This window comes from Desmospora profundinema (assembly GCF_031454155.1).
Taxonomy (GTDB): domain Bacteria; phylum Bacillota; class Bacilli; order Thermoactinomycetales; family DSM-45169; genus Desmospora; species Desmospora profundinema.
This window is the reverse complement of the sequence record NZ_JAVDQG010000001.1, coordinates 148,038-170,958: the sequence shown is the minus strand read 5'-3', so window position 1 is coordinate 170,958 and position 22,921 is coordinate 148,038. Positions and strand designations below refer to the sequence as shown.

Below are 22,921 nucleotides of genomic sequence, written 5' to 3'. Positions count from 1 at the left end.
ATGTTACGCCTCCCGCCGAATCGCCCATCCCTTCCACAAAACACAAACAGCGGAACCGATGACGATCCAACTGGTTACACTCAAGATCGTAGTAATCGACAGGCCGGACTGCATGGCAGCAGCCACCAGTCCGAAGGCGAGGGGTTCAAACCCCATGGCGGCAAAGCTGACAATACTCATCACCCGTCCCATCTGACGGGTCTCGGTTTGTTCCTGGATCATGGTGACCAACGGCAGGTAGACAAACATGGCCTTCAGGCCGATCACTCCCGCCAGGACGATCCATCCTGTCAGCGATTCAATCCGTACAAACACAAAAAAAAGAACCGCCGTAAAGGCAAACGCCGCCAACACCAGCCGTCCCCGGTGTCGAATGTGCCAACCCACCAGCATCAGAGCCGCCGCAAACGTGCCAACGGAAAAACCCGCTTCCAGATAACTAAGATCCAATGCATTCCCCTGAACCTGTTCCACCAGCAACGGAAAACTGATGATCATCGGACCGACCACACTCAGGTTCAGGATGGCGATGACCAGTGCCCCCTGGCGCAATAGGGGAGAATGCCACACGGTCGTCAACCCTTCCTTCATCTCCTCCCAGGTGCGCCTTTGACCGCTTTGATCCACCTCCGGTTCACGAATCCAGAACGGCCAAACGAACACCGCCGCCAGGAAGAGCAGCACCGCCACGACGAAAAAGGTCATCGTATACGAGGTAAAAGCAATCAACAACCCGGCAGCCACCGGACCTAAGATGAAAGCCAATTCCGTCGTTCCATGCACCACCGAATTGGCCCGGATCAAATGGCGGGCAGGAACGATGCTGGGAATGAGCGATTGGCTGGCCGGCCAGAAAAAGGCATCCAGAAAACCGAACAACATCGCATTAATCATGAGATAAGTCCAATCCAACCGCCCGCTCATGAGCATCATGACAAAGAGGAGCATCAAGCATACTTGCATGAGATTGGTCACAAATAAGATCCATGTCCGGCGCACCTGATCCGCCAACATGCCGCCCAGGAGCATGGTGAGTACACGGGGAATGGAAGCCGCCATCAAGACCACACCCAATGAAGCGGAACGGCCCAATTCGTCTACGACATACCAGGATTGAGCCAATAGAAAGATCGAAAAGGCAAAGGTAGCAAACAGACTGGATAACCAGATCAACCAAAATGACCGGTTTTGAAACAAACCTCCCTCATTCATTTCGACGATTCCTCTCTTGTTGCTCCCGTGACATCCATTCGTGCAGTTGGCGGAATACCCGCGTCACTGTTTTGATATCTTCTCTGTCCAACCGGGTATAGTAGGTTTCAATCATCATCTGGTCAAAACGGCGCAGTCGTTCGGCAAAGGCCTCCCCTTTCGGCCCCAGACTCACCCGCACCTCACGCCGATTGGCCGGATTGACTCTTTTTTTCACCCAGCCTCCCCGCTCCATTTTATCCAGGGTTTGACTGACGGCACTTTTGGTGATCCCCAATCGGGCGGCCAAATCCGATACCGTAACGGACGGGACACGTATCAGCAGTAATACGATGTTCTCCTGTTTGGGCGGCAGGAGCGGTTGCACCATTCGTTCCATTTCCACCTGGAACCGAAAGCTGGCATCTTCGTACGCCTGGTTCATCTCGTCCACCAGTCGCTTAAGATCATCCACCGCGCATCCCCCCTGAATAATTGTTTAGTTAAGTTAACTTAACAATAACAACGATCCTTCCTTTTGGCAATCCATTATAAAAAAAACCTCGAAAAAGGGTTTCTTTTTCGGGGTTGAGAAAACTCCTGCATCGAGGAATGGAATCGTATCGACCCATTTTATCGGATTATGTAGAAACTCACTCGGTGACGGCTTATCGGGTCTGTTCCAACCCATACCGCTCCCGCAAGGTTCGTTTTAAGATCTTCCCGGCTCCGCTTTTGGGTAACTCCGGTACAAAATCGATCGTTTTGGGTAATTTGAATCCTGCCAGGGATTTGCGGCAAAATGCGATCAGTTCGTCTGCATCCAGATCGCTTTCTTTCCGCTTGACCACCACTGCATGGACACGCTCTCCCCACTGTTCGTCCGGAATCCCAATCACTGCCGCTTCCCTTACAGCGGGATGGGAGTACAACACGTTCTCCACCTCGGTTGAATAGACGTTTTCCCCTCCGCTTACAATCATATCTTTCATCCGATCCACGATATAGTAGTATCCATCCCGATCCCGACGGGCCAAATCTCCGGAGCGGTACCACCCGTCCTTCAGCGCCCGGTCCGTCTCCTGGGGACGGTTCCAGTAGCCCTTCATGATATTGGGGCCGCGGGCCACCACTTCCCCCACTTCGCCTACGGGTACTTCCAACCCGTCCCGATCCACCAGTTTCATCTCCACTCCCGGCACTGCTTGGCCACAGGACTGAATCCGCTCTTCCCGTTCCGTTCCCAGGACGTTATGGTCTTCCGGCCGCAGCATCGTCAGAACCGGAGCCGCCTCCGACATGCCGTACGCTTGAAAAAAGCGGATATGGGGCCAACGGTGCAACGCTTGCCGCAACACTTCCACCGGCATGGACGAGCCTCCGTACAACAGCTGGTTCAAACCGGAGAACGCTTGTTTTGACGCCGATGGGTGATTCACCAGTGCCTGGATCATGGTGGGCACCAGCAACGTGGCATTTGGACGGTCCCGCTCCACCGCCTTGACGAATGCTTCGGGACGGAATACCCGCAGGTGGCTGTGGGTCCCTCCCACTAAAGTGACGGCGAAGGCGGAGGCCCCATCGGCCAGATGGAACATGGGCGCTGCATGGAGGTAGTGAGTACCGGGATGATAACCGGCTGTCAAGGCGACATGATAAGCGTTAGCCACCAGATTGCGATGGGTCAGCATCACGCCTTTGGGAGTCCCCGTGGTCCCCCCGGTATAAAAAAAGCCCGCCACATCCTCTTCCTCCACCCCGTCCGCATCGAGTGAAGACGGCGCTTGCGACTGAATCCAATCTTCATATAAGGCGCAAGCCTCCTTCCCTTCCGCTTCTACCTCCCTGTCTTCAGCCAACACCACTCGCTCCAACGAAGGGAGCTTGTCCTGAAAGACAGGCGCCAACGGGGCAAACTCCCTATGCAGAAACAACAGCTTGGGTCCTGCATCTTCCAATATGGCCTCCATTTCCGGAACGGCCAACCGCACATTGAGGGGCACCACTACTGCCCCGATGGAAGTAACTGCGTAGATGGATTCCAAAAAACGAAACGAATTGTGCATGACGAGCGCCACCCGGTCTCCCTTTTGGATCCCCCTGTCGAGTAACGCCCCTTTCAATTGACTGACCCGCTTCGACCATTCCGAATAGGTCAAGCAATCCTCCCCATCGATGACAGCGATCTTTTCCGGCGCATTCTGCGCGGAAACCATCAGCCCTTTGGTTATGATCACATTGCCCACCCGCTTTCCTGTCGGTTTGCAGACCTCCCCTGAATTTATTTCCCCGCGTTCAACCAAAATCCTGCCACTTTATATTCTTTTCAGTAAAAATTAAAAATATGATGAAATTTTTTCCTTTACACAGTATAATGACTTTAGTTAATAAATTGAAAGTTTATAAGATATATGAAAGGGGGTGATCCCTTCCCGCCTTACTTCTCCTCGAGTTTGACGGACGGTCGTTTCCGCGGTTGATGAAAAAGTGCAACCATTTTTAATGGAAGAGGGCGATCTTTTGCAGGTAAAATCCAAATCCGTGCGGTTCCTTTTCATCTGGACCATCTGTTTCGCGCTTCTGTTATCCCTGGCTTTGCCCCCGACTGCGGCTGAAGCAAACGGAAAGCCCCACACTTCCGTAAACGAAGCCAAGGAAGTCAAACCGGAAGACAAAGTGAACAAACGGCTGCAAAAGCAGTTTTCCGAAAAAAACACCGTCACCTTCCTCGTGAAGATGAAAGAACAGGCGGATACCGAGAAGGCAGCCCAAGAAGCCGCCAAACAAGCCAAAAAACAAAAACTGACGAGGGCTCAGTCCAAACAGATGAAACGCTCTGCCGTGGTTTCAGAGCTGCGGATCATCGCCGACGAAACCCAACACGAGCTGAAACAATATCTTCAGAAAAAAAAGAAAGCCGGTAAGGTGAAGGAATTCCAAACTTTTTACGTGGTGAACGCCCTGGCGGTCACCGCCAATGAAACCGTGATGAAGGATCTGGCCCAATTCCCAGAAGTAGAGAAGATTTTGCCCAATGAGACGCGGCAGATTATCGGGTTGGAAGAGAAAAAAGGGAAGAACCAACCCCAGAGCGCCTCCATCGAGTGGAACGTGGAACAAATCGGGGCTCCCCAGGTCTGGGCGATGGGCATTGACGGTTCCGGCACCGTGGTGGCCAGCATCGACAGCGGGGTGCAATGGGATCACCCCGCACTGAAAGAAAAGTACCGCGGCTACGATCCCGCCAATCCCAACCAGCCCAATCACGCGTTCAACTGGTTCGACGCCGTCAATGGGCAGGCCGCTCCCTACGATGACCTGGATCACGGCACCCATGTCACCGGTACCATGGTGGGGCAGGAACCGGACGGCTCCAATACAATCGGAGTGGCCCCCGGTGCCCAATGGATTGCAGTAAAAGCATTCTCGGCCGCCGGCGGTACCGATGTGGATCTGTTGGCAGCCGGCGAGTGGATCCTCGCCCCCAAGGATGCTGACGGCAATCCGCATCCGGAAAAAGCCCCCGATGTGGTGAACAACTCCTGGGGTGGAGGACGCGGATTGAATGAGTGGTATCGACCCATGGTGCAAAACTGGCGTGCAGCTGAAATTTTCCCGGAGTTCTCCGCTGGAAACACCACCTTGTTCAATCCCGGCGGACCTGGATCCGTGGCAAACCCCGCCAACTATCCTGAATCCTTTGCCACCGGTGCCACAGATATCAACAAGCGCCTCGCTTCCTTTTCCTTGCAGGGACCTTCTCCCTACGACGAAATCAAACCGGAAATCAGCGCACCGGGGGTCAATATCCGTTCCTCGGTCTCCGGAAGCGGTTATCAGGGCGGTTGGAACGGCACGTCCATGTCCGGCCCCCATGTATCGGCCACCGTCGCCCTGCTGAAACAAGCCAATGCCTCCCTCACGGTGGACGAGCTGGAAGAAATCCTGCTGTCAACCGCTGAACCGCTGACGGATTCCACCTTCCCCGAATCCCCCAACAATGGATACGGACACGGGTTGGTCGACGCTTTTGGTGCCGTCTCTTCCGTCGTATCCGGCCTGGGCGAAATCCGTGGGCAAGTGGTGGAAGAAGGGGAAGATACCGAGCCTCCCACATACGAACATGAAGCGCCTGTCGAAACCTATAACAAGATGAACCTGCCGTTGACGGTGCAAGCCCGTGACAATGTAAGTGTAACCGAAGTCCAATTGGAGTACCGCTACGAAGAAAAGTGGAAAAAAGTCACCGCCACCCGTACAGCCGGCCACTTCCGCGATGGCACCTATCAAGCGGTGATCCCCGGTGATCACGTCACCAAACCCTCTCTTACCTATCGTTGGAAAATCCGCGATTTCGGCGGCAATGAAACCGTTTCCAACACCTATGATGTGACCGTGAAGCCCGGAATCACAGTTGGATACACCCAGGACTTCGAGTCCAAACCGGATGGGTGGTACTCCTTTGGTGAAAACAACTCCTGGCAGTGGGGTGTTCCCACCAGCGGACCGGGTCAAGCCGCCTCCGGGGAGAACGTATACGCCACCAATCTGTCCGGCAATTACGCCAACAATGCCAATATGACACTGATGATGCCTCCTGTCGATTTGCCGGAAGGAGACAGCTTCCTCACCTTCCAACAATGGTATAACTTGGAGGCCCGCTATGACTTTGGTCATCTTCTGATCTCCACGGACCAGGAAAACTGGACCCAATTGCTCCGCCAGGATGGAACTACCGACGGATGGCAGCAAACGGCGGTGGATCTGTCCGAATACGCAGGTCAACGGATTTACCTCGCCTTTAACGTCACCACCGATTCCAGCATTGTCAGACCTGGCTGGTACATCGACGACATCGCCCTAACTGATGAAGCAAGTGAGGTTACCCAAACCGGTCTGGACAAACGAGGAGGAAAAACGGACAAATCCAAAAACAAACATATGGTCGATCCCGATACACTCCTGCCGGCCAAACAAAAAGCCGGCCAGATCGCCGCTCCTGAATCCCAGGCATCCGGCGAAAGATCCCAGATAATCCCCGCAGCCCTACCGCTGGGAGCCCAGGTGAGTGTATTGGAGACGGGTCGATCCGTCACCACCAATCCGCAGGACGGCAGTTACCGGTTGCTTCACCCCGCCGGTGAATTCACGGTACGGGCAGAGACTTACGGATACCGCTCGGCGGATCAGAGAGTCCTCGTCGAACGCGATGGAACCACTACGGCCAACTTTGTTCTGGAACCCATCCCCCGCGGCACGATTACCGGCACAGTCACGAATGAACGGACCGGTGAGCCAATCACCCATGCCACCATCTATCTGAGAGAAGACGCCGCCGTCCAACCGGTGCAAACCGATGAAAACGGCCGCTATACCCTGGAAGCATACGAAGGTTCCTATACCCTCCATGTGTCGGCTCCCGGATATTACTCCAGCGAAGCCGTCGTCAAGGTGGATGGAAGCGGACAAGTCGAACAGGAATTCAGCCTCAAACCCTTCATCGGAGTTCCCGGTGAAATCGGCTACGACGACGGGACCGCCGAAAACGCCCGGGCTTTCTATGACGCCGGTAACGGCTGGGCCGTCCGGATGTCCTTGGAAGAAGGTCGTGAGCAAGCGATGGTAACCGCCGGTGTCTTCCGATTCTGGGATACGGAATGGCCGGTTCCAGGTGGAACCGATTTTCAGGTGGCCGTCTATGACGCCAGCGGGGCCGATGGGGCTCCCGGCAAAAAACTGGCGGGTCCGATTGACGCGACAGCCAACCGGGACGGTTCCTGGACCACTGTTGATCTCTCGGATCAAGGGGTGATCGTGGATGACGACTTTTATATCGTCTACATCCAAACACACCCCAATCCCAACACCCCCGGCCTGGCCACCGATGAGAACGGCCCCCATACCGGCCGCAGTTGGCAATGGGTCGGCGGCAGCTGGTCCCCCACCCCCACATCTGAGGGGAACTACATGATTCGGGCACGGGTGGATTATGAAGTAACGGCTCCGACCATCACCTCGCCCGCCGACGGTAACTTCACCAACCAGGAACGCATCACAGTGGAAGGAAAAGCTTCTCCCTCCACAAATATCACCCTATACAACAACGGGACGGAAGCCGGCTCCGCTCCCATCGGTGACGATGGTACCTTCGCCGTTGAAATCAGCCTCACGGAAGGAGAAAACGAGCTGACTGCCGTCGCATCCACAGAACGAGGAGAAACCGATCCCTCCACCCCGGTGACGGTAATTCTGGATCAAGACAAACCCGCCCTCACCATCGACAAGCCCATTGACGGGTGGAAGACCAACCGGGAAGCCGTCACCGTCGCAGGAACCGCGACCGATGCTCACCTGGATTGGGTCAAGGTGAACGGCTCCAAAGCGAAAATGGAAGAGGACGGCTCCTACTCCCTCCGCATCCTGTTGGAGGAAGGGGAGAACCTGATCGAGGTGACCGCCGCGGACAAAGCGGGAAACAAACAAAGCCGGCAAATCCGAGTCGACGCCAAGTTTGCGATCGACCCGGTGAAAAATCTGAAGCCGGAAGAAGATATCTACCTGAAATCCGGAGAATCCGTCAAAATCCAGTTTGACAGTGAGCCCGGTCTGAAAGGAACCTATATCGTCCACATGCCCTTGACCAACTTGCCCGCCAATGCCACCGAGCTTCCGCTGCAGGAACAAGGGGACGGACACTATGTAGGATACTGGACCGCCACCTCCAACTTAAAAGACATCCGCGGCGCGGTCGTCGAAGTGATTCTGAAAGATGACTATGGCAATGAAGTGAGAAAACGGGCCGAAGGCAAATTGTTCATTAACACGAAAAAGAAAAAGTGAAGATCATGAAAAAGGCTTCCGAGTACGGAAGCCTTTTTCATCCAACGATGAAGCATCCTCTTGACAGATCCATCTCGGGATCTCTACTCATACGCCAAAAATAGACAATGCTTTTTTAAAACGCTGAACCCCTTCCTCCATCTGATCTTTTGGAGCTCTTGCATAGGTGAAACGCACAAATCCGTCCGGTGACCCATAGACGCTGCCAGGGACAAAAAGAACGCTTTGTTGGATTGCTGCGTCCAATAATTTTCCATCTCGAATGGGTGTCTTCAGTTTGCACCACAAATGAATTCCCCCTTGTGGCAGGATAAACTCCACTTTCTCCTGTAAGTGTTTTTGGATGATCGATACAAAGAACTGTTGTCGATCCATTAGTCTGTTTTTCAATGTACTCACATGTTCCATAAATTCCTGCGAAGACAGAAATTGATGCGCAATCCATTGAGGGAAAATACTGAGTCCGTAGTCCATCTGCTGACGAACATCAGCGAGACGATCCAATATTTCCTGCGGCCCGATCAACCATCCCATGCGGAGACCGGAAGCGACGGTTTTGGATAAAGATCCGATATACAATACCAACCCTCCAGGATCCATTGCCTTCAACGCATGTGGAGGGGATCCATGTATGGAAAGCAGGCTGAACGGATCGTCTTCCACGATCGGGATTCCCAGCTTGGCGCATTTCTCCACAACTTTTTTACGAATTTCCAACGGCAGCGTATAGCCGGTGGGATTTTGAAACGTAGGATTTAAAAACACCATCCGAATGCGGTGTTTTCGGTAAAGCCGCTCGATCTCTTCCGGATCCAGCCCTTCTTTACCCAGTGGCAAAGGGAACAAACGTAACCCGGCGGATTGGAAGAGAGGAAGCGAATAAAAGTAAGATGGTTGCTCCATTGCAATAGCGTCTCCGGGCTGCAAAAGAGAATGGGTAATTAGAAACAGGGCTTGCTGGGCCCCTGATGTCACTAAAATCGAAGAAGAAGGAGCTTGAATGTCATGAAAAGTCTTCGCATGAGCAGCAATCGTTTCCCGTAAGGGACTGTAGCCATGGGAATGATCGTATTGGAGCGGAGCATCAAAAAGATTTTGCCTCATGTTCGTTTGCAGCTGACGTCTTGGGAACAAGGAGTTGGACTGATCACCTGCAAAATCAATACACTCACCATCATTGATTTCTTTGCGAACCCGACGCAACAATGGGAGATTGGGTAAAAACGTCCCTTCCTTGGCATATTGATGCCAATTGGGAAAATGGTTTGGAGCCGCTCCCCACATATCACGACTCACGTAAGTTCCTGCCCGCCTCTTGGTTTCAACCCAACCTCTGGCCGCCAATTCCTGATATACCGTTACAATCGTACTCCGGTTGACATTCAAGATCCGGGACAATCTTCGTTCGGAAGGAAGAAGACTTCCGGGAGGCCATTCCCCGCAAGTGATTTTCTGTTCGATCCAATCGATAATTTGTTGATAGATGGGGATCTTACTGTTCCGATCCGGTTTCCATTCCATCTGTTATCCTCCTGTAACGCATGAACGAAAGAAGAATCTGGATGGGTAAAAATCCCCCCAGTTGGATGGAGACTCAAAAAGCGTGATCTTGGTAGGATAAAGATCCAAACGATCGAAGCGACTGGGGGCTTATCCGTGAATCAATTTGGCTTCATCACAAAACAATGGAAAGTGATCGTACAACAACAAAAGCTCGTTCTTCAATCCGATCATGATAGAAAAGAGTTCTCCATTTCCGACATTGAAACATTTAAACTTAAGAAGCCTTCATTTGTGTTTAAGGGGTACATTCAAATTAATCTAAAACAACCGAAAAAAGCAGCGGCGATACGTGGAGAAGTACCCCCTCATTTTATTCATTTAATTTCAAAAAAAGAGTTGGATGGTTGGAAAACCGTTGAACAGATGATAAAGCGAATTCAATTACAAACCCATCCCCAGCGGTCATAGCTGGGTTTTTTATTGATTAGAAACGACAGAACGACGCTCATTTGCAGGCCAAAACCGAGAAATTACGAGAGTCAGAACGATCGCGGAAAAAAGTCGGAGGAGAAGCAATATCCATATACCTGAACTGACGAGAGGAAGGAAAATCAATGTATCTTCAAAAGCGGCATGACAAGAAGCGAGGAAAACCAATATTAAGGTCATTTCTCGTTGTGAAAACTTTTTTTCCTTCGCTTGTTGGATGATCACACCGGTGCCATAGATCAATCCAAAGAAAAGACCACTTGCAATGGCCACCGAGCCTCTTGACGAAATCCCCAGCGGTTGTATAAACAGCTTAATCCATTTAGAAGAACGATCCAGCACCCTGCAATCATGCATGATCTGAATGGCAATCATCAATGGAATCACGACTGCAGCCAACTGTAAAACACCAGAAGCCGCTGTTTGCAGTCCTCCAACCAATACCTCATTTAACCCAGCAGGATTGGACTCTACGGCGGGTACCCATCCGAACTGCGCTTTTTCTTCCCCGCCATCCCAAATCAAATGGACCAGGCCGCCAAAGAAAGCGGCTAAAGCCAGGCGGATCGAAACGATCAAGGAAATACTGATCCCCACTTTGCGAAGAAAAGCAGACTCCAATATCAAATTATGGGCAAAACTTAGAATGACGGATAGAACAAACACTTGTTTAACGGTCAAATCCATGGTGAGAATGGCACCAATGGCAGCATACAAATTTACTAAGTTCCCCAAAACAAGAGGAATCGCGGCCTCTCCTGGCAACCCAAACCAACTGGTAGCCGGTTCTACCACACCGGCCAACACATCGATCACAGGTGTCTCGCGAAGTATCGTTACCGCTAATGTAACAGGAAATACAATTTTTGATAACTCCCATGTGGTCTTTAATCCCGTTTTTAAACCACGAAACCACTGAATGTTACGTACTCCTGTATGATCTGGCTCTTCCATCCATTTTTTCTCCTTTTCTCCTTTTCTCCTTTTCTCCGTTGTCATTGAAAAGGGGCGGGTCAAGAATCGGACGCCGCCCTCTAGTTTTTTCTTATATGGACCATTGGGGAACACTTCCACCGTCAGTGAACGGAAAACTCCACATGTAACGGAACACAGAGGTGTTGGCCTTTTCCTCGGCTAAAACTGGAACGTTGAAAATCTTGAACTGTAAACATTCGTTGAATCCAACGATCATTTCCATCATAACAAGGAGTGAATGTGGATCGCCCGTGAACAACCCTTCGGTTATTGATGAGAAACAGATCACCTGGAGTCAGAACATAATGAAGGGCTACCTGTTGCAATGTGGATTTTAATTGATCCAATGCCCATTGCGCTTCCGGATTGATTCCCTCCATTAGACGAAAATGCATACGCATATCCGGTTCAAGTAAACTGCCCGATAACACAGCCACCATCTGTTGGTCATCTTCGTGATGTTTAAACATCTGTGTGGGGCGAATCCGGTATAAAGGCTTTCTCAATAACGTAATGGCTGCACTGGGGAGCAAAGGCAAAGCATCGATAATCGAGGCGACCGGCGTTTGAGCTTTCTGATCGTGATCCGAACGCAGACAAATCAACCCCAAATGGTCCGGTCTATACGGATGAAAGGCATTTTCCGTATGAAAGGGAAATGATTTTTTAGAACCGGTATGTTCTTGTGTGTGATCTGTCCCTTGTACCGGGCAAATATCGTTTATTAGTTTGCCTTCTTTCTCCTCCGTATAAATGATGGGTTCACCTAAAAATAACATGTGAATCAACAAAGTGTATTCACTACTATGTGTCTTTTTTTGCGGGGAAGGCCTGGCATCCTTTGGAGTAGGCGGTAATTCCGGATCAGTTGGTAAGTTTCTCACCAATAAAACACCTTTTTCAGGTGAGCGACGAAAACGCAAAATCCTTTCTACTATTCTGTAAGGCAGTTGAAAGCTTGCCAATTGAACACGGGTTAACAAGTCATCATGGATCGATTCAAGATCCAAAGGAGGAAATTGCTCTATAATATTTTTAACCTGTTTTTTTTCATCCTGCGTTAAGGTGATGACATGGCTCTGTTCCTCAGTGTTTTCATAACTCCATGATTGAAGTTTATTTTCCGACCCAGTAGACATGTCATTTCCTCCATCTCACATTTTTGTTTCCATAGACTGTTGTGGTTCAAGCACTCTCGGCAAAATAATCCGGCATTTTTCAAGAGCCATCCCCACAAATTTAAGAAAATTACTTACATCTGATGGTCATTTACATACATTTGGCCCCCCTTTCCTGCCTATATTCCTCGGGAAACGATGTGTAACGACCAAATTCCATAAAGTCTACCTATTTAATTTTCTATTGATTACAATATACCAAAAATAGCGGTATTTCAATGTTAAGTTAGTATTAACTTGTTAATTTTCCGCTCTCGCCCATTTCAAAACGTAGTGTCCCGCCACGAAAGGATTAAGATACCGTAGCGAACGTTCATCCTTCTCCCTTATATCGATGTTAAAGGAGTTAAGTGGAGCGCGGTTTGTCACATCGTCCTGTTTTCGCTCCTGTTTGTAACACTGTCGCTCTTTTGATCGATCAATCCCCGACCGCCAGTATGGCTTGGTTCGCCTGGGTGGTGGCCGTGGGGTTCATCCAAGCGGAGATTTCGGAACAAAAACCTTGAGCTGATAAATGAGCAACACCTGCCGGTAGTGCCGAAAACACCGCTTCATAAAAAAAACCCTTGATCATGCCGGTTGGCAAGACCAAGGGTTTTAACTCGACTATTCTTTTCCGTCCATATACGCCCACTTCAAGGTGAGTTCCGCACCTACCGGATGACGGTAAATCCCTTTTACATACTGTTTTTGCAAAAAGATCTTCCCTGTATAGAACACAGGTGCCACAGGCGATCCTTCCAGCAGAATCTTCTCCGCTTCCACATAGTTTCGGGTCCGTTCTTCGTTGTCGGGATTTCGGACCGAATCGTTGATTAATTTATCGTATTCCTTATTGCTCCAGTCGGCACGGTTAAACGGCCCTCCGGTCACCCACATATCAAGATAGGTCTGCGGATCATTGTAGTCGGCCCTCCAGCTGATAAAGGAAAGTTCGAAATCCCGCTGCGCTTCCCGATCCCTCTTTTGTCTGAGCGGCTGGGGATCGATATTGATATCCAGATCCAGGGTGTTTTTCAACTGCTCCTGGATTGCAACCGCCACTTGACGACGGTGATCGTCAAAGCTGAGCAAGGTAAGTCGTGGTTTGGAGGTAAACCCAAGCTCCTCCATTCCCTCCTCTAACAACCGCTGGGCTTCCTGCGGATTATACTGATGACCGTCCGGCGCTATCTCACGGAATATCTGGTTGTCACTCGTAAAGATGGAGGGGGGAACAAACGAGTATGCCGGTTCCGATCCATCCTGCAGCAACTTGGTGATCGATTCACGGTCTACTGCGTAACTGATTGCTTTACGGATTTTTGCGTTGGACAAAAATTCGTTGTTGGTGTTGAACTGGATGTACTGAGTCTCGGCCAGTGTAATCGGCAAATATTCCGGGCTCTTTTTAAATGCATCCGCCAGAGCGGAGTCCAGGCTGGCGACATCCACTTCACCGGCGGTATACAGGTTCACCCCAGTGGAAGTATCCTTGACGATGTTCATATTGACCGTCTCCAGCTTAACCGTATTCCGATCCCAATACGATTGATTCTTTTTCAGCGTCAGTGATTGTTCATGCTTCCACTCACCTACTTCAAAGGGACCGTTGTACACCATCTTGTCCGCACCTGTCGCATACTCATTCCCATACTTGTCCACAATGTCTTCCCGCAACGGGAAATAGGTAGCGAAAGTGGTGAGGCTTAAAAAGTATGGAGTAGGCGCCTCCAGCTCCACTTGCAGCGTTTTTTCGTCAATGGCCCTCACTCCGACCTGATCAGCGGAAACTTCGCCGGAATTGTACGCTTCGGCATTTTTAATCGGGTACAAAATAAACGCATACTCTGCCTTGGTTTCCGGATCCAATGCCCGTTTCCAGGCATATTCGAAGTCGTGGGCCGTCACCGGTTCTCCGTCGCTCCAATTGGCTTCGCGCAACGAGAAGGTATACGTCGACTTGTCTTCCGTAATGTCGATTCCGGAAGCGATGGCCGGCTCCGGTTTATTATCTTTGTTCAATCGGTATAAACCGTCCATCACGTTATTCAAAATAAAGTCAAAGGAAACCGCGTCTGTGGTCACAGAGTGATCCAGTGTAGGAGGCTCGGCAGGGATTGTCATATCCAACACTTGATTTTCATCTGCACTGCCCTCGTTTTCCGGAGCACCAGTGTTCACCCCGGTACACCCTACCAATGCGATACTGAGAACCGTCAACCACGTCAAGCCTACAATCCACCGTCTCTTCATCGGAACCCTCCTAGGAATATGAATGTTGAATGAACAAAAAGATGGATTTATTCCAAAATAAAGGAAGTACCCATGGTGAATAAATATAAATCAAGATTCATTATAAATGAAATTAGTTGTCTTGATAAGAAGAAATATTGTTGAAAAGTTTAACAGCTGTTGCTTTCATAGAAAACGCCAACAGCCCCCTTCCACGAGGAAGGGAGCTGATCGAGAGATGAAATGTTTTCCCACTTTCCATCAGACCGAAACCTGTTAGAACAACCGGCCCGGGGCCAGAAAACCACTCAACGGTCCCCACCATTTTTTACAAGCTCCCCAAAACCGGCGACAAGTCTGAAAGAAGCCCCAAAATTTAAATATATTTTTCCATAATCCTCCTCCCAACCAGGAGATCTGCGGTACGTTCACCCCAGCTGTACGGGTGACACGCATTCTGGAAGAAGAGCGTGTCTGCATTCTGGAAGAACGTGTTTTCATCCTCTTTCGCCTCCCCTCCGTTCTCCTCTTCTATTTCTATCCTATTGCTCTCATCCTGTGGACGTTTGGGACAATAGAAAACTTCCGCCATCGCCTGTTTGGGATCCGGGTACAAAAAAAGAACCGATCCGATCGGTCCGTTTTTAGCATGATTCCCTTTTTTTGGCCACTGCCACCCAATGGCAGGGTGCGGTTTGCCGCCATTGGACGGAAGCAAACCCCGCCTGCCGCAACCAGGTATCCACCTTCTCCACAAGGGGGTAATCTTCTTCCTCATCCCAGTGCTTGCCGATGGCCCGTCTGGCGTCCTCCCGTGCGGGGATGGAAGCGAAGAGGATGTCCAACAGACAGAAAAGACCCCCGGGCTTCAACACCCGATACACCTCGGCCAAAGCCTCGGGCCTCTCAGCCGAGGCCACTTCATGAAAGCAAAAGCTGGAGATGGCGGCATCAAACTCTCCCGCTTTAAACGGCAGAGGGGTAAAGGAGCCCTGCTGGAGGACGAAGTCCGGATATTGTTCCCGGCACTGTTCCAGCATCTTTTCTGAAATGTCCACTCCGACGATCCGGCTTCCCCGTTGATGAAAAAGCGAGGCAAACCCGCCTGTGCCAATCCCGATATCGAGCACGCGGTCATGGTTCCCCGCCATTTCAAAAGCGGTGTCCAGACTGGTCCGATACCCCGTCAACGGCCCCGACGGATCAACCAGATCCCGGTCATACGTGCTTGCCCAGTCGTCAAACAACGCTCGGCTCTCTTGCAACGTCCGGCTCAAAACAACGCCTCCTGACGATGATTCATCGGTTTACACCTTTTCCGGCTTGCTTCCTTTCTTAGGCTGAATGATTCTCTGTTTCTCCCTCTCCCGGAAAAAATCCTGCTAGACCACCGTCATGATCAACCAACCCGCTGCCGCCAACACCCCGGCACTCACCAAGGAGGTAACCCCCTGTTTTGCCACCAACCCAACAGCGGTACGCCACCCCATTTCCCTATGAATGGTCCACAGGGTCACCAAGCAGGCCGTCAGTGTAGAGGCGAGATAGACCAGCACAAACAGGGGCCACACATCCAAGGCTTGGATCCATGCGCCCCCCTGCTCGTTGAACACCAGCATCCCGTCTTTTCGCAGCACGGAGAATAACAACCCGGCAGCGGCACTCTCGGGAAGGCCTAACAGGGACAGAAGCGGACCCAAAAGAGAGGCCAATCGATCCAGCCAACCCACCTGGTCGATGACGGAGGCCACCAGACAGATGAGGAGAAAAATAGGCATCGCTTGGAACAAAAATTGTTTAATCACCCCTTGTAAACGCCAGCGAAAGCCTTGCCAAGTGGGAGGTTGCAGAAACGTTCGCCTTCCCGGCAAAAGCGCATGGGCTTTTGCAAGGGCAGGATGCCAAACCCGCAGATGGACGGCACCCACCACCACCAATATGACCACATAAGGCAAAAACAACCACGGACGTCCGGCGGATCCAAACAGGGAAAGCGTCGCCCCGATTTGGTAGCTGCAAGCAGACCCGAACGCGATCAGGGAGACACACGCGGACCGGGTGCAAGCGGAACAGGTACGGCTTTGAAAAACCGCCACCACATTGCAGCCGAAGCCGGTCAACACCGGCACCAAATCCCGTCCGTTCAAACCGACCCGGCGCAACCACGGATCAAGGGCTTCGGTGATCCGGTCTTTCCATCCGGTTTCCTCCGTAACGGCTACACTGGACCCGATGAACAACACCACCGGAAACGCCCACAAAAAAGAATACGGCCCCAAGGTGAGCAGTCCATAATCCCCGGTGAGCACTGCTTGAAACCATGACGGCATCCCTGTCACCCAGGTCCGTACCGGATCCAGCAACCATCGATCCAACCAAGGTTCCAATGCATTCGCAAGAAGATATGCCATGTACACCGGAAGGGCAAACAAGGCCAACAGAGCCCCCAACGCCACCCACCGTCCGGCAATGGAATGGTCCAACCCCGTCGCCGGCGGATTCACTTCCTCCACAAACGGAATCTCCCCATCCGTCCCGCCGGGCTCTCCCTGTTCTTCTTCTGTCATGGCGCGGATCACGGATTTCCGGGCGTTTGGTTCCATCCGGCGGGCGTCTACGGAAACCACCGGAACCCCGAATCGCTTTCGGCAATCATCCATCCATCGGGCAAGACCTGCTGGTGCCCGATCTTCAAAGGTAAAGATCAACGCCCACGGTCTTCCCTCCAATGGCACTTCCTCCAACAGCACCTTCAATTCGGAGCGAGCGTGAGTCGCCCGCACCACCAACACAATCCGGTCGGCACGGCCGGCTTCTGCCAAGGCCAGACGAGTCGTTTCACTGTCGGAGCGGAAACGGATGCCGGGTGTATCCACCAGCACGATATCTTCCCCATCCACCGTCTCCCGGCGAACCGTTACCGTTGTCCCCTGTACCCCCGATTCCTCGCCGGACCGGCAACGAGTCAAACGGGAAAATACGGTCGATTTCCCGGCTGACTCCATGCCCACCAACACGACGGTCCCACCAGTGTTCAGCATACGCACTCATCATCACAGCAGGACAAATCATCCAGAAACATCTGATTGTCCCGGTAATATTGGAAAATATCGGGGTCGTAGGGAGCCTCCAGCCGACGTAAAATCTCTTCAGCCACCACGGCAAAACGCTGACGGAACTTATAAATGAAACAGAAAATCACGTTTCCGTGTTTGACACGGGGACCACACAAAAACAATCCGGATGTTCGGGTGGACTCGTCCCGTTCCGTCAGGAGTACGTTCCCGTCTTCTTCCCGTTCAAAATGTTCCTTCACCCGCTCCACGCTTCCGCGGAAACCGGTGGCAAGAATCGGGGGATGGTCAACGGTCACCGTGTCGCCATCCTGAAGGAATAGGCGCCAGCCCGCCTGATCCCGTTGGACACGAACCACCTCGGCATCTCCCCATAAGCGCAGCCGGCCTGTTTCCAGCACATCCTGCAGCCGTTCACGGGTATACGGGGACAAGGAGATGCTGGGATCCGGCTCTTCACTGAGCCAGTTGGATTCACGGGAGAGTACGATCACCATTTTTCCTGCCTTGACCAGGTGGATCGCTGCATCCATTCCGCTCTCATAGCCGCCGACCACCACCTGCTCCGTCCCAGGCAGCGACGCCCATGATTCCACCTCGCTGCTGTGGATGCAGCTTTCCGCTCCCGGAAACGGTTCCCGATGCGGATACGAAAACTCACCCGCCGCCCATACCACGAAACGGCTGGTATACACCCCCTCCTGTGTGTGGATGCGGAAGACATCCCCATCCTTTTCCACGCGGGTGACATCCACACCCGTATGGATCGGCAACTCGAAATGATCGGCCACTGCTTGCAAATAACTTCCATATTCCTCTCCGGAGAGGTGCTCTTTTTTTAATGAAAATGCCGGAGAAGTCCCCGGCATCACCGCGTTTAAATCGAGATGGCCAAACGCATGCCCGTGGAAGGAAGGCGTAATCAACCGCATTTCCTGCGGCCAGGAAAAGAAGCTGGCCCCCACCTCATCCCGTTCCAACAGAAGAAAGCGGTCAAATCCGGCCTGACAAAATAACGCCCCCAACCCCACTCCGGCCGGACCTGCTCCAATGATGAGCACATCGGTTTGTCGTTCTGTCATCGTCATAGCCTCCGTCTTATCCAAACATTCCTTTAAGCGTGTTGGGTTTGTTCTTCCACCTTCGGAAACGGATCGGAGAACCGAGCCCAATCCCCTTCCATTTCCTCTGGGGTCAAAAGGCATGCGTCCAAGGATGCCTCCAGCTCCTCCCGTTTCATATCCATTCCGATCAGGACAAACTGGTTGATGCGATCCCCCCAAACCGGGTCCCACTTTTCCAGCACCTCCGGCTGCTCCCGCATGATAGACTGTCGCTCCTCTTCTTCCAGGGAATGAACCCAGTATGCCACCGGTCCAATCTGGATGGAGGGACCGGCCTGGCTCAATTGATATGCCGTATCGCTGCGGCTGGCAATCCACATCAACCCCTTGGCCCGCACCACTTCTTCCGGCCACTCTTCCATCCAGCGATACAGGCGATCCGGATGAAACGGGATCCGCCGCTCATATACAAACGAAGCGATCCCGTACTCCTCCGTCTCCGGTGTGTGTTCCCCCTGTTCCAATTCTTTGAGCCAACCCGGGGCTTGACTGGCCTTTTCAAAGTCAAACAGACCCGTATTCAAAATCTCCCCGGGATGAACCTGACCATGTGTGGTGCGAATGATACGGGCTTCCGGCGCCAATTTGCGAAACAAGCTTTCCATCTGGTTCAACGGGCCATCCTCCACTAAATCGCACTTGTTCAGAATCAGAACGTTGCAGAATTCAATCTGGTCGATCAACAGATCGACCACATCACGGGTATCCTCTTCCCCTGCCGCCTGCTTTCGTTCCAACAGGGATTCCCCCGAGGAATAATCGTGCCAGAAGCGGTTGGCATCCACGACCGTCACCATCGTGTCGATTCGGCACAGGGAAGTAAGGTCAATGCCTGCCTCCTCATCCACATACGAGAAGGTTTGGGCCACCGGCACCGGTTCACTGATCCCCGTCGACTCAATCAGGATGTAGTCGAAGCGCCCGTCTTTGGCCAGCCGTTCCACTTCCACCAGCAAATCTTCCCGCAGGGTGCAGCAGATGCAGCCGTTGGACATCTCCACCAGCTTTTCATCGGTACGGGACAAGCCGCCCCCCTCTTTCACCAAATCCGCGTCAATGTTAATCTCGCTCATGTCGTTGACGATCACCGCCACTTTCAACCCTTGACGGTTATTCAACACATGGTTAAGTACGGTTGTTTTCCCCGCTCCCAGATAACCGCTCAACACCGTCACCGGAATGTTGGATCGTTCCATCGTTTCTTCCCCCTTCACCATTTACTAACCTTCTATCCCAAGGTTAAATCGTAATTATTACGTTTTTAATGGAGTCTCATTTAGTGTATCGGCGTCATATATTCTTGTCAATAAGGGATCATCTCTTGTCCACGACACCTCTTATGCTTATGTTTACGATTTACAAAAAAATATATCTACATTGGAATAGATGATTACGTAAGATGCCATCACCCACTGATGGAGAGAGAAATCAGACTTTCGCAGTGTAAGATTCGGGTAATCCGTATCGAGAGAGGGCAAAATAATTTTCATCCTGTTAATAGAGGTGACACCCGATGAATCATGAGACCCACGAAAACCACCGACATAAACACACCCTTGCATGCGGACACACCAAAATCCGCCACGGGGACCACTTGGATTACCTTCATAACGGTCATCTACACCACAAACACGATGATCACTGGGATGAGTGTCGGATCGAAGTTTCCGGCATCAATCCGGACACCTGTCGCCCCTTAAATTGCGGTTGCCACCACGACGAAGACTGCGGCCATGAACGCATTCCCCATGGAGATCATCTCGATTATCTCGTGAACGGCCGTCTGCACCATGTCCACGGGGACCATTGTGACGATCACGGCCCGGTGGAAATCGTGACGGTACAATCGGGGTGAAAGGACTTCTTAAACCAAAACAGCGTCCCCATTTAAATAGGGACGCTGCATTCTTAGTATGCAGAGCAGGAGGGGAGTCCTGCCTGCTTTCGTTTTGTTAACGGTTCATATCATGAATGAACGACCGCTGATTCAAAAATTTGTTTCCACTCCTGCGGAGGTTCCGTTGCCCGGCGGGTTTGGGCATCGATCACCACGGAGGTGACTTCCGCTTCACAGGCCACTTCTCCCTTTTCCGTCAAAATACGCTGCCGAACGACACTGCTTTTATTCCCCAGGCGCAGCGGTTCGGTTACAACCGTAACGGAATCATCCAAGCGCAGTTCTTTGCGATAATCAATCCCGATATGAACAACAACGGGCAATAAGCCCCGTTTTTGGATCTGACTCATTCCCAATCCCAACTGCTTCATCCAGTCAAATCGCGCCCATTCCATATATTCCAGGTATTTGGCGTTATTGACATGGCCGATCATATCCACATCGGTGGAACGAACAACTAATTGAAATTCATGTTTCATTTGCTTCTCCTTCTCCCTTCTTGAAATGCTTTTCTATTATAGCACGAATAATGAATGAGTAGTCATTCATAAATGAGATGCATAAAACCTCCAAAGGAAAGGCAACATTTGGATAACCGATAAAAGAGCAGGTGGTTTTATGTTGAAGTGGTTACTCGTCATTGCGGTAATCCTCGGCTTGCTATACCTGATTTTTTTATGGACCAAACCCAAGCAGGAAGAAAACGATCTCGCTCGCATGCAGGCGAACGACGGCCGTAAAAAGGTGATCTGGCTGATGGTGGATTCCATTATGTCCCATGCCATTGATGAAGGGGTAAAAAAAGGGGAGCTTCCCGCCCTGGCGTTCCTGATTCAAAACGGGCATTATCAACGGAATCTGGTCAGTTCCTTTCCCACTATGTCCGTCACCATCGACAGTTCTCTGTTAACCGGCACCTATCCCAACCGGCATCGGGTTCCCGGTTTGATCTGGTATGACACCAAGGAAGAGCGGATTGTCAACTATGGCACCGGTGCCGGTGAACTGATGCGGGACGGCATCAATCAAGGGCTGAAGGATGCCGTCATTCGATTGAACCGGGACCACCTCAATCCGGAAGTGCCCACCTTATATGAAAAACTGGCTGACCGCGGCTTTCGCAGCGGATCGTTCAACGGCATGTTGTACAGGGGAAAATCCGATCATGTACTCTCCTTCCCCCCATGGTTGACCGGCCTTACTTCCCTCCCTTCCAAGGTAAAGGTGAAAGGGCCCGACTTTCTTACATTGGGCATGTTTTCCAACCCGTTGCAAGGCATCACCTCCACTCCGGACGGCCTTACCAACGGTCTGGGGATGGGCGATTCGTATCCGTTGGCGGTCTCTCGCTACTTGATTAAACAAGACCGCATGCCTGACTTTACATTTGTCTATCTGCCGGATCTGGACAAATCCCTGCACGACAAGGGGCCGTCCGATCAAAGCGGCATTCGCACGCTGGACCGGGAAATCGCCGGATTGTTGGACACGTTTGATTCGTGGGAAGAAGCCCTTCACCAGTATGTGTGGGTGATTTGCGGTGACAGCGGACAAACGGGCATTCATCCCGACGACAAAGATCCCTTAATCCCGCTTCACAAGATGCTGCAGGATTACCGCATCCTCCCGTCCGGGGAACAACCCACCCCCGAAACGGACCTGGTTCTGTGCGTTAACGAGCGGATGGCCTATATTTATTTACTGAAGGATTCCATCGCTATCCCGGATATTTTGGATCGCTTGCGCGACGACCGCATCGACCTCCTCGCCTGGGAGGAAGAGGGGTGGATTCGGGTCCGCCACCAACCTCGGAATAAGGAGTTGCGTTTCCGGCCCGGTTCCGCCTGGACAGACGACTACGGCCAGTCATGGGAAGTGGAAGGGGAGTTTGAAGCGCTCGATTTATCCGGCGACCCGGGTAATGGCACCCTAAGCTACAGGGATTATCCAGACGGGTTGATGCGCCTTTATGCAGTTTTCCACTCCCATCCCGGCCGCTTTCTGGTGGTGACGCCGGAGCCCGGATACGAGCTGGTGGCCAAACACTCCCCCACCCATAAAGGCGGCGGCGGTCACGGCTCCCTCCATCGTATCGATTCCCTCGTCCCGCTCATCATCGCGGGAACTGATCAACAACCGAAAAATCTTAGAATCGTCGACTTGAAGGATTATATCCTTCACTTGATGGATCGACGTCCCGCCGTAGAACGAACCGATGCATGATTGATCCTGCTTTCGCCAGCCACACTTCCGCCGGCTGGCTTTTTTTGATATCTAAAAAAAGCTACTGACTTTGTCTCCATCAGCAGCTTAAACCCGATTTTCATTAGGGTCTGTCTGGTCATTTATTTTTCCGAGAAAAAGAGAGGGTTGGTATGGCTGCGATCCTTTGTACTTACAGAGCACAAGTCTCACCTGGGTCGCTTCGCTCCGGTC

General features: G+C 51.7%; 16 protein-coding genes. 4 read left to right on the top strand and 12 right to left on the bottom strand.

Annotated features, from left to right (window positions below; all coding sequences use genetic code 11):
- Positions 1–3 precede the first annotated feature (3 nt).
- The 3 genes from JOE21_RS00720 to JOE21_RS00710 all read right to left on the bottom strand — a co-directional run bounded on the left by JOE21_RS00720 (position 4) and on the right by JOE21_RS00710 (position 3,428).
- Positions 4–1,212, bottom strand: a complete 1,209-nt coding sequence (locus tag JOE21_RS00720; protein ID WP_309861070.1) for an MFS transporter — start codon at positions 1,210–1,212, stop codon at positions 4–6.
- Positions 1,205–1,666 (bottom strand): MarR family winged helix-turn-helix transcriptional regulator, encoded by a 462-nt coding sequence (locus tag JOE21_RS00715; protein WP_309861066.1) that lies wholly within the window; start codon positions 1,664–1,666, stop codon positions 1,205–1,207. The genes JOE21_RS00720 and JOE21_RS00715 overlap by 8 nt, the downstream gene beginning before the upstream one ends.
- Positions 1,667–1,859: 193 nt before the next feature.
- On the bottom strand, positions 1,860–3,428 hold the full coding sequence (locus JOE21_RS00710) for a long-chain-fatty-acid--CoA ligase (protein WP_309861064.1): 1,569 nt from the start codon (positions 3,426–3,428) through the stop codon (positions 1,860–1,862).
- A 265-nt stretch (positions 3,429–3,693) separates the two neighbouring features.
- Between JOE21_RS00710 and JOE21_RS00705 the strand changes: the two genes are divergently transcribed.
- Positions 3,694–8,031, top strand: a complete 4,338-nt coding sequence (locus tag JOE21_RS00705; RefSeq protein WP_374709306.1) for a S8 family serine peptidase — start codon at positions 3,694–3,696, stop codon at positions 8,029–8,031.
- Positions 8,032–8,118: 87 nt separating this feature from the next.
- Here JOE21_RS00705 and JOE21_RS00700 read toward each other — a convergent pair whose 3' ends face one another.
- The gene (locus JOE21_RS00700) at positions 8,119–9,552 is read right to left on the bottom strand and encodes an aminotransferase-like domain-containing protein (RefSeq protein WP_309861059.1); all 1,434 of its coding nucleotides are present in this window, start codon (positions 9,550–9,552) and stop codon (positions 8,119–8,121) included.
- A gap of 135 nt (positions 9,553–9,687) precedes the next feature.
- Here JOE21_RS00700 and JOE21_RS00695 point away from each other — a divergent pair, with 135 nt between their 5' ends.
- A complete protein-coding gene (locus JOE21_RS00695; RefSeq protein ID WP_309861054.1) occupies positions 9,688–10,002 on the top strand; it encodes a hypothetical protein in 315 nt (104 codons plus the stop codon).
- A gap of 9 nt (positions 10,003–10,011) precedes the next feature.
- On the opposite strand, the gene JOE21_RS00690 is transcribed toward JOE21_RS00695, so the two are convergent.
- The 7 genes from JOE21_RS00690 to JOE21_RS00660 all read right to left on the bottom strand — a co-directional run bounded on the left by JOE21_RS00690 (position 10,012) and on the right by JOE21_RS00660 (position 19,784).
- Positions 10,012–10,977: a nucleoside recognition domain-containing protein gene (locus tag JOE21_RS00690; protein ID WP_309861051.1), complete on the bottom strand. Its 966-nt coding sequence runs from the start codon at positions 10,975–10,977 to the stop codon at positions 10,012–10,014.
- A 122-nt stretch (positions 10,978–11,099) separates the two neighbouring features.
- A complete protein-coding gene (locus JOE21_RS00685) occupies positions 11,100–12,137 on the bottom strand; it encodes a TauD/TfdA family dioxygenase (protein WP_309861048.1) in 1,038 nt (345 codons plus the stop codon).
- Positions 12,138–12,782: 645 nt separating this feature from the next.
- Positions 12,783–14,411, bottom strand: coding sequence for a peptide ABC transporter substrate-binding protein (locus tag JOE21_RS00680; RefSeq protein ID WP_309861046.1), 1,629 nt, complete (start codon positions 14,409–14,411; stop codon positions 12,783–12,785).
- Positions 14,412–15,034: 623 nt separating this feature from the next.
- Complete coding sequence (locus JOE21_RS00675) at positions 15,035–15,667, bottom strand: class I SAM-dependent methyltransferase (RefSeq protein ID WP_309861043.1); 633 nt, start codon at positions 15,665–15,667, stop codon at positions 15,035–15,037.
- Between the two features lie 105 nt (positions 15,668–15,772).
- A complete protein-coding gene (locus JOE21_RS00670; protein WP_309861041.1) occupies positions 15,773–17,431 on the bottom strand; it encodes a nucleoside recognition domain-containing protein in 1,659 nt (552 codons plus the stop codon).
- A complete protein-coding gene (locus JOE21_RS00665; RefSeq protein ID WP_309861039.1) occupies positions 17,425–18,546 on the bottom strand; it encodes an NAD(P)/FAD-dependent oxidoreductase in 1,122 nt (373 codons plus the stop codon). The genes JOE21_RS00670 and JOE21_RS00665 overlap by 7 nt, the downstream gene beginning before the upstream one ends.
- 32 nt (positions 18,547–18,578) lie before the next feature.
- Positions 18,579–19,784 carry a GTP-binding protein gene (locus JOE21_RS00660; protein ID WP_309861036.1) on the bottom strand — a complete coding sequence of 402 codons (1,206 nt, stop codon included), beginning with the start codon at positions 19,782–19,784 and terminating at the stop codon, positions 18,579–18,581.
- A gap of 317 nt (positions 19,785–20,101) precedes the next feature.
- Here JOE21_RS00660 and JOE21_RS00655 point away from each other — a divergent pair, with 317 nt between their 5' ends.
- Positions 20,102–20,443, top strand: a complete 342-nt coding sequence (locus JOE21_RS00655; protein ID WP_309861034.1) for a hypothetical protein — start codon at positions 20,102–20,104, stop codon at positions 20,441–20,443.
- Positions 20,444–20,553: 110 nt separating this feature from the next.
- Here the strand turns inward: JOE21_RS00655 and JOE21_RS00650 are convergent, their stop codons facing one another.
- Positions 20,554–20,964 carry an acyl-CoA thioesterase gene (locus JOE21_RS00650; RefSeq protein ID WP_374709287.1) on the bottom strand — a complete coding sequence of 137 codons (411 nt, stop codon included), beginning with the start codon at positions 20,962–20,964 and terminating at the stop codon, positions 20,554–20,556.
- A gap of 142 nt (positions 20,965–21,106) precedes the next feature.
- On the opposite strand from JOE21_RS00650, the gene JOE21_RS00645 reads away from it, so the two are divergent.
- Positions 21,107–22,708, top strand: coding sequence for an alkaline phosphatase family protein (locus JOE21_RS00645; RefSeq protein WP_309861032.1), 1,602 nt, complete (start codon positions 21,107–21,109; stop codon positions 22,706–22,708).
- The last annotated feature ends 213 nt before the right edge of the window (positions 22,709–22,921 follow it).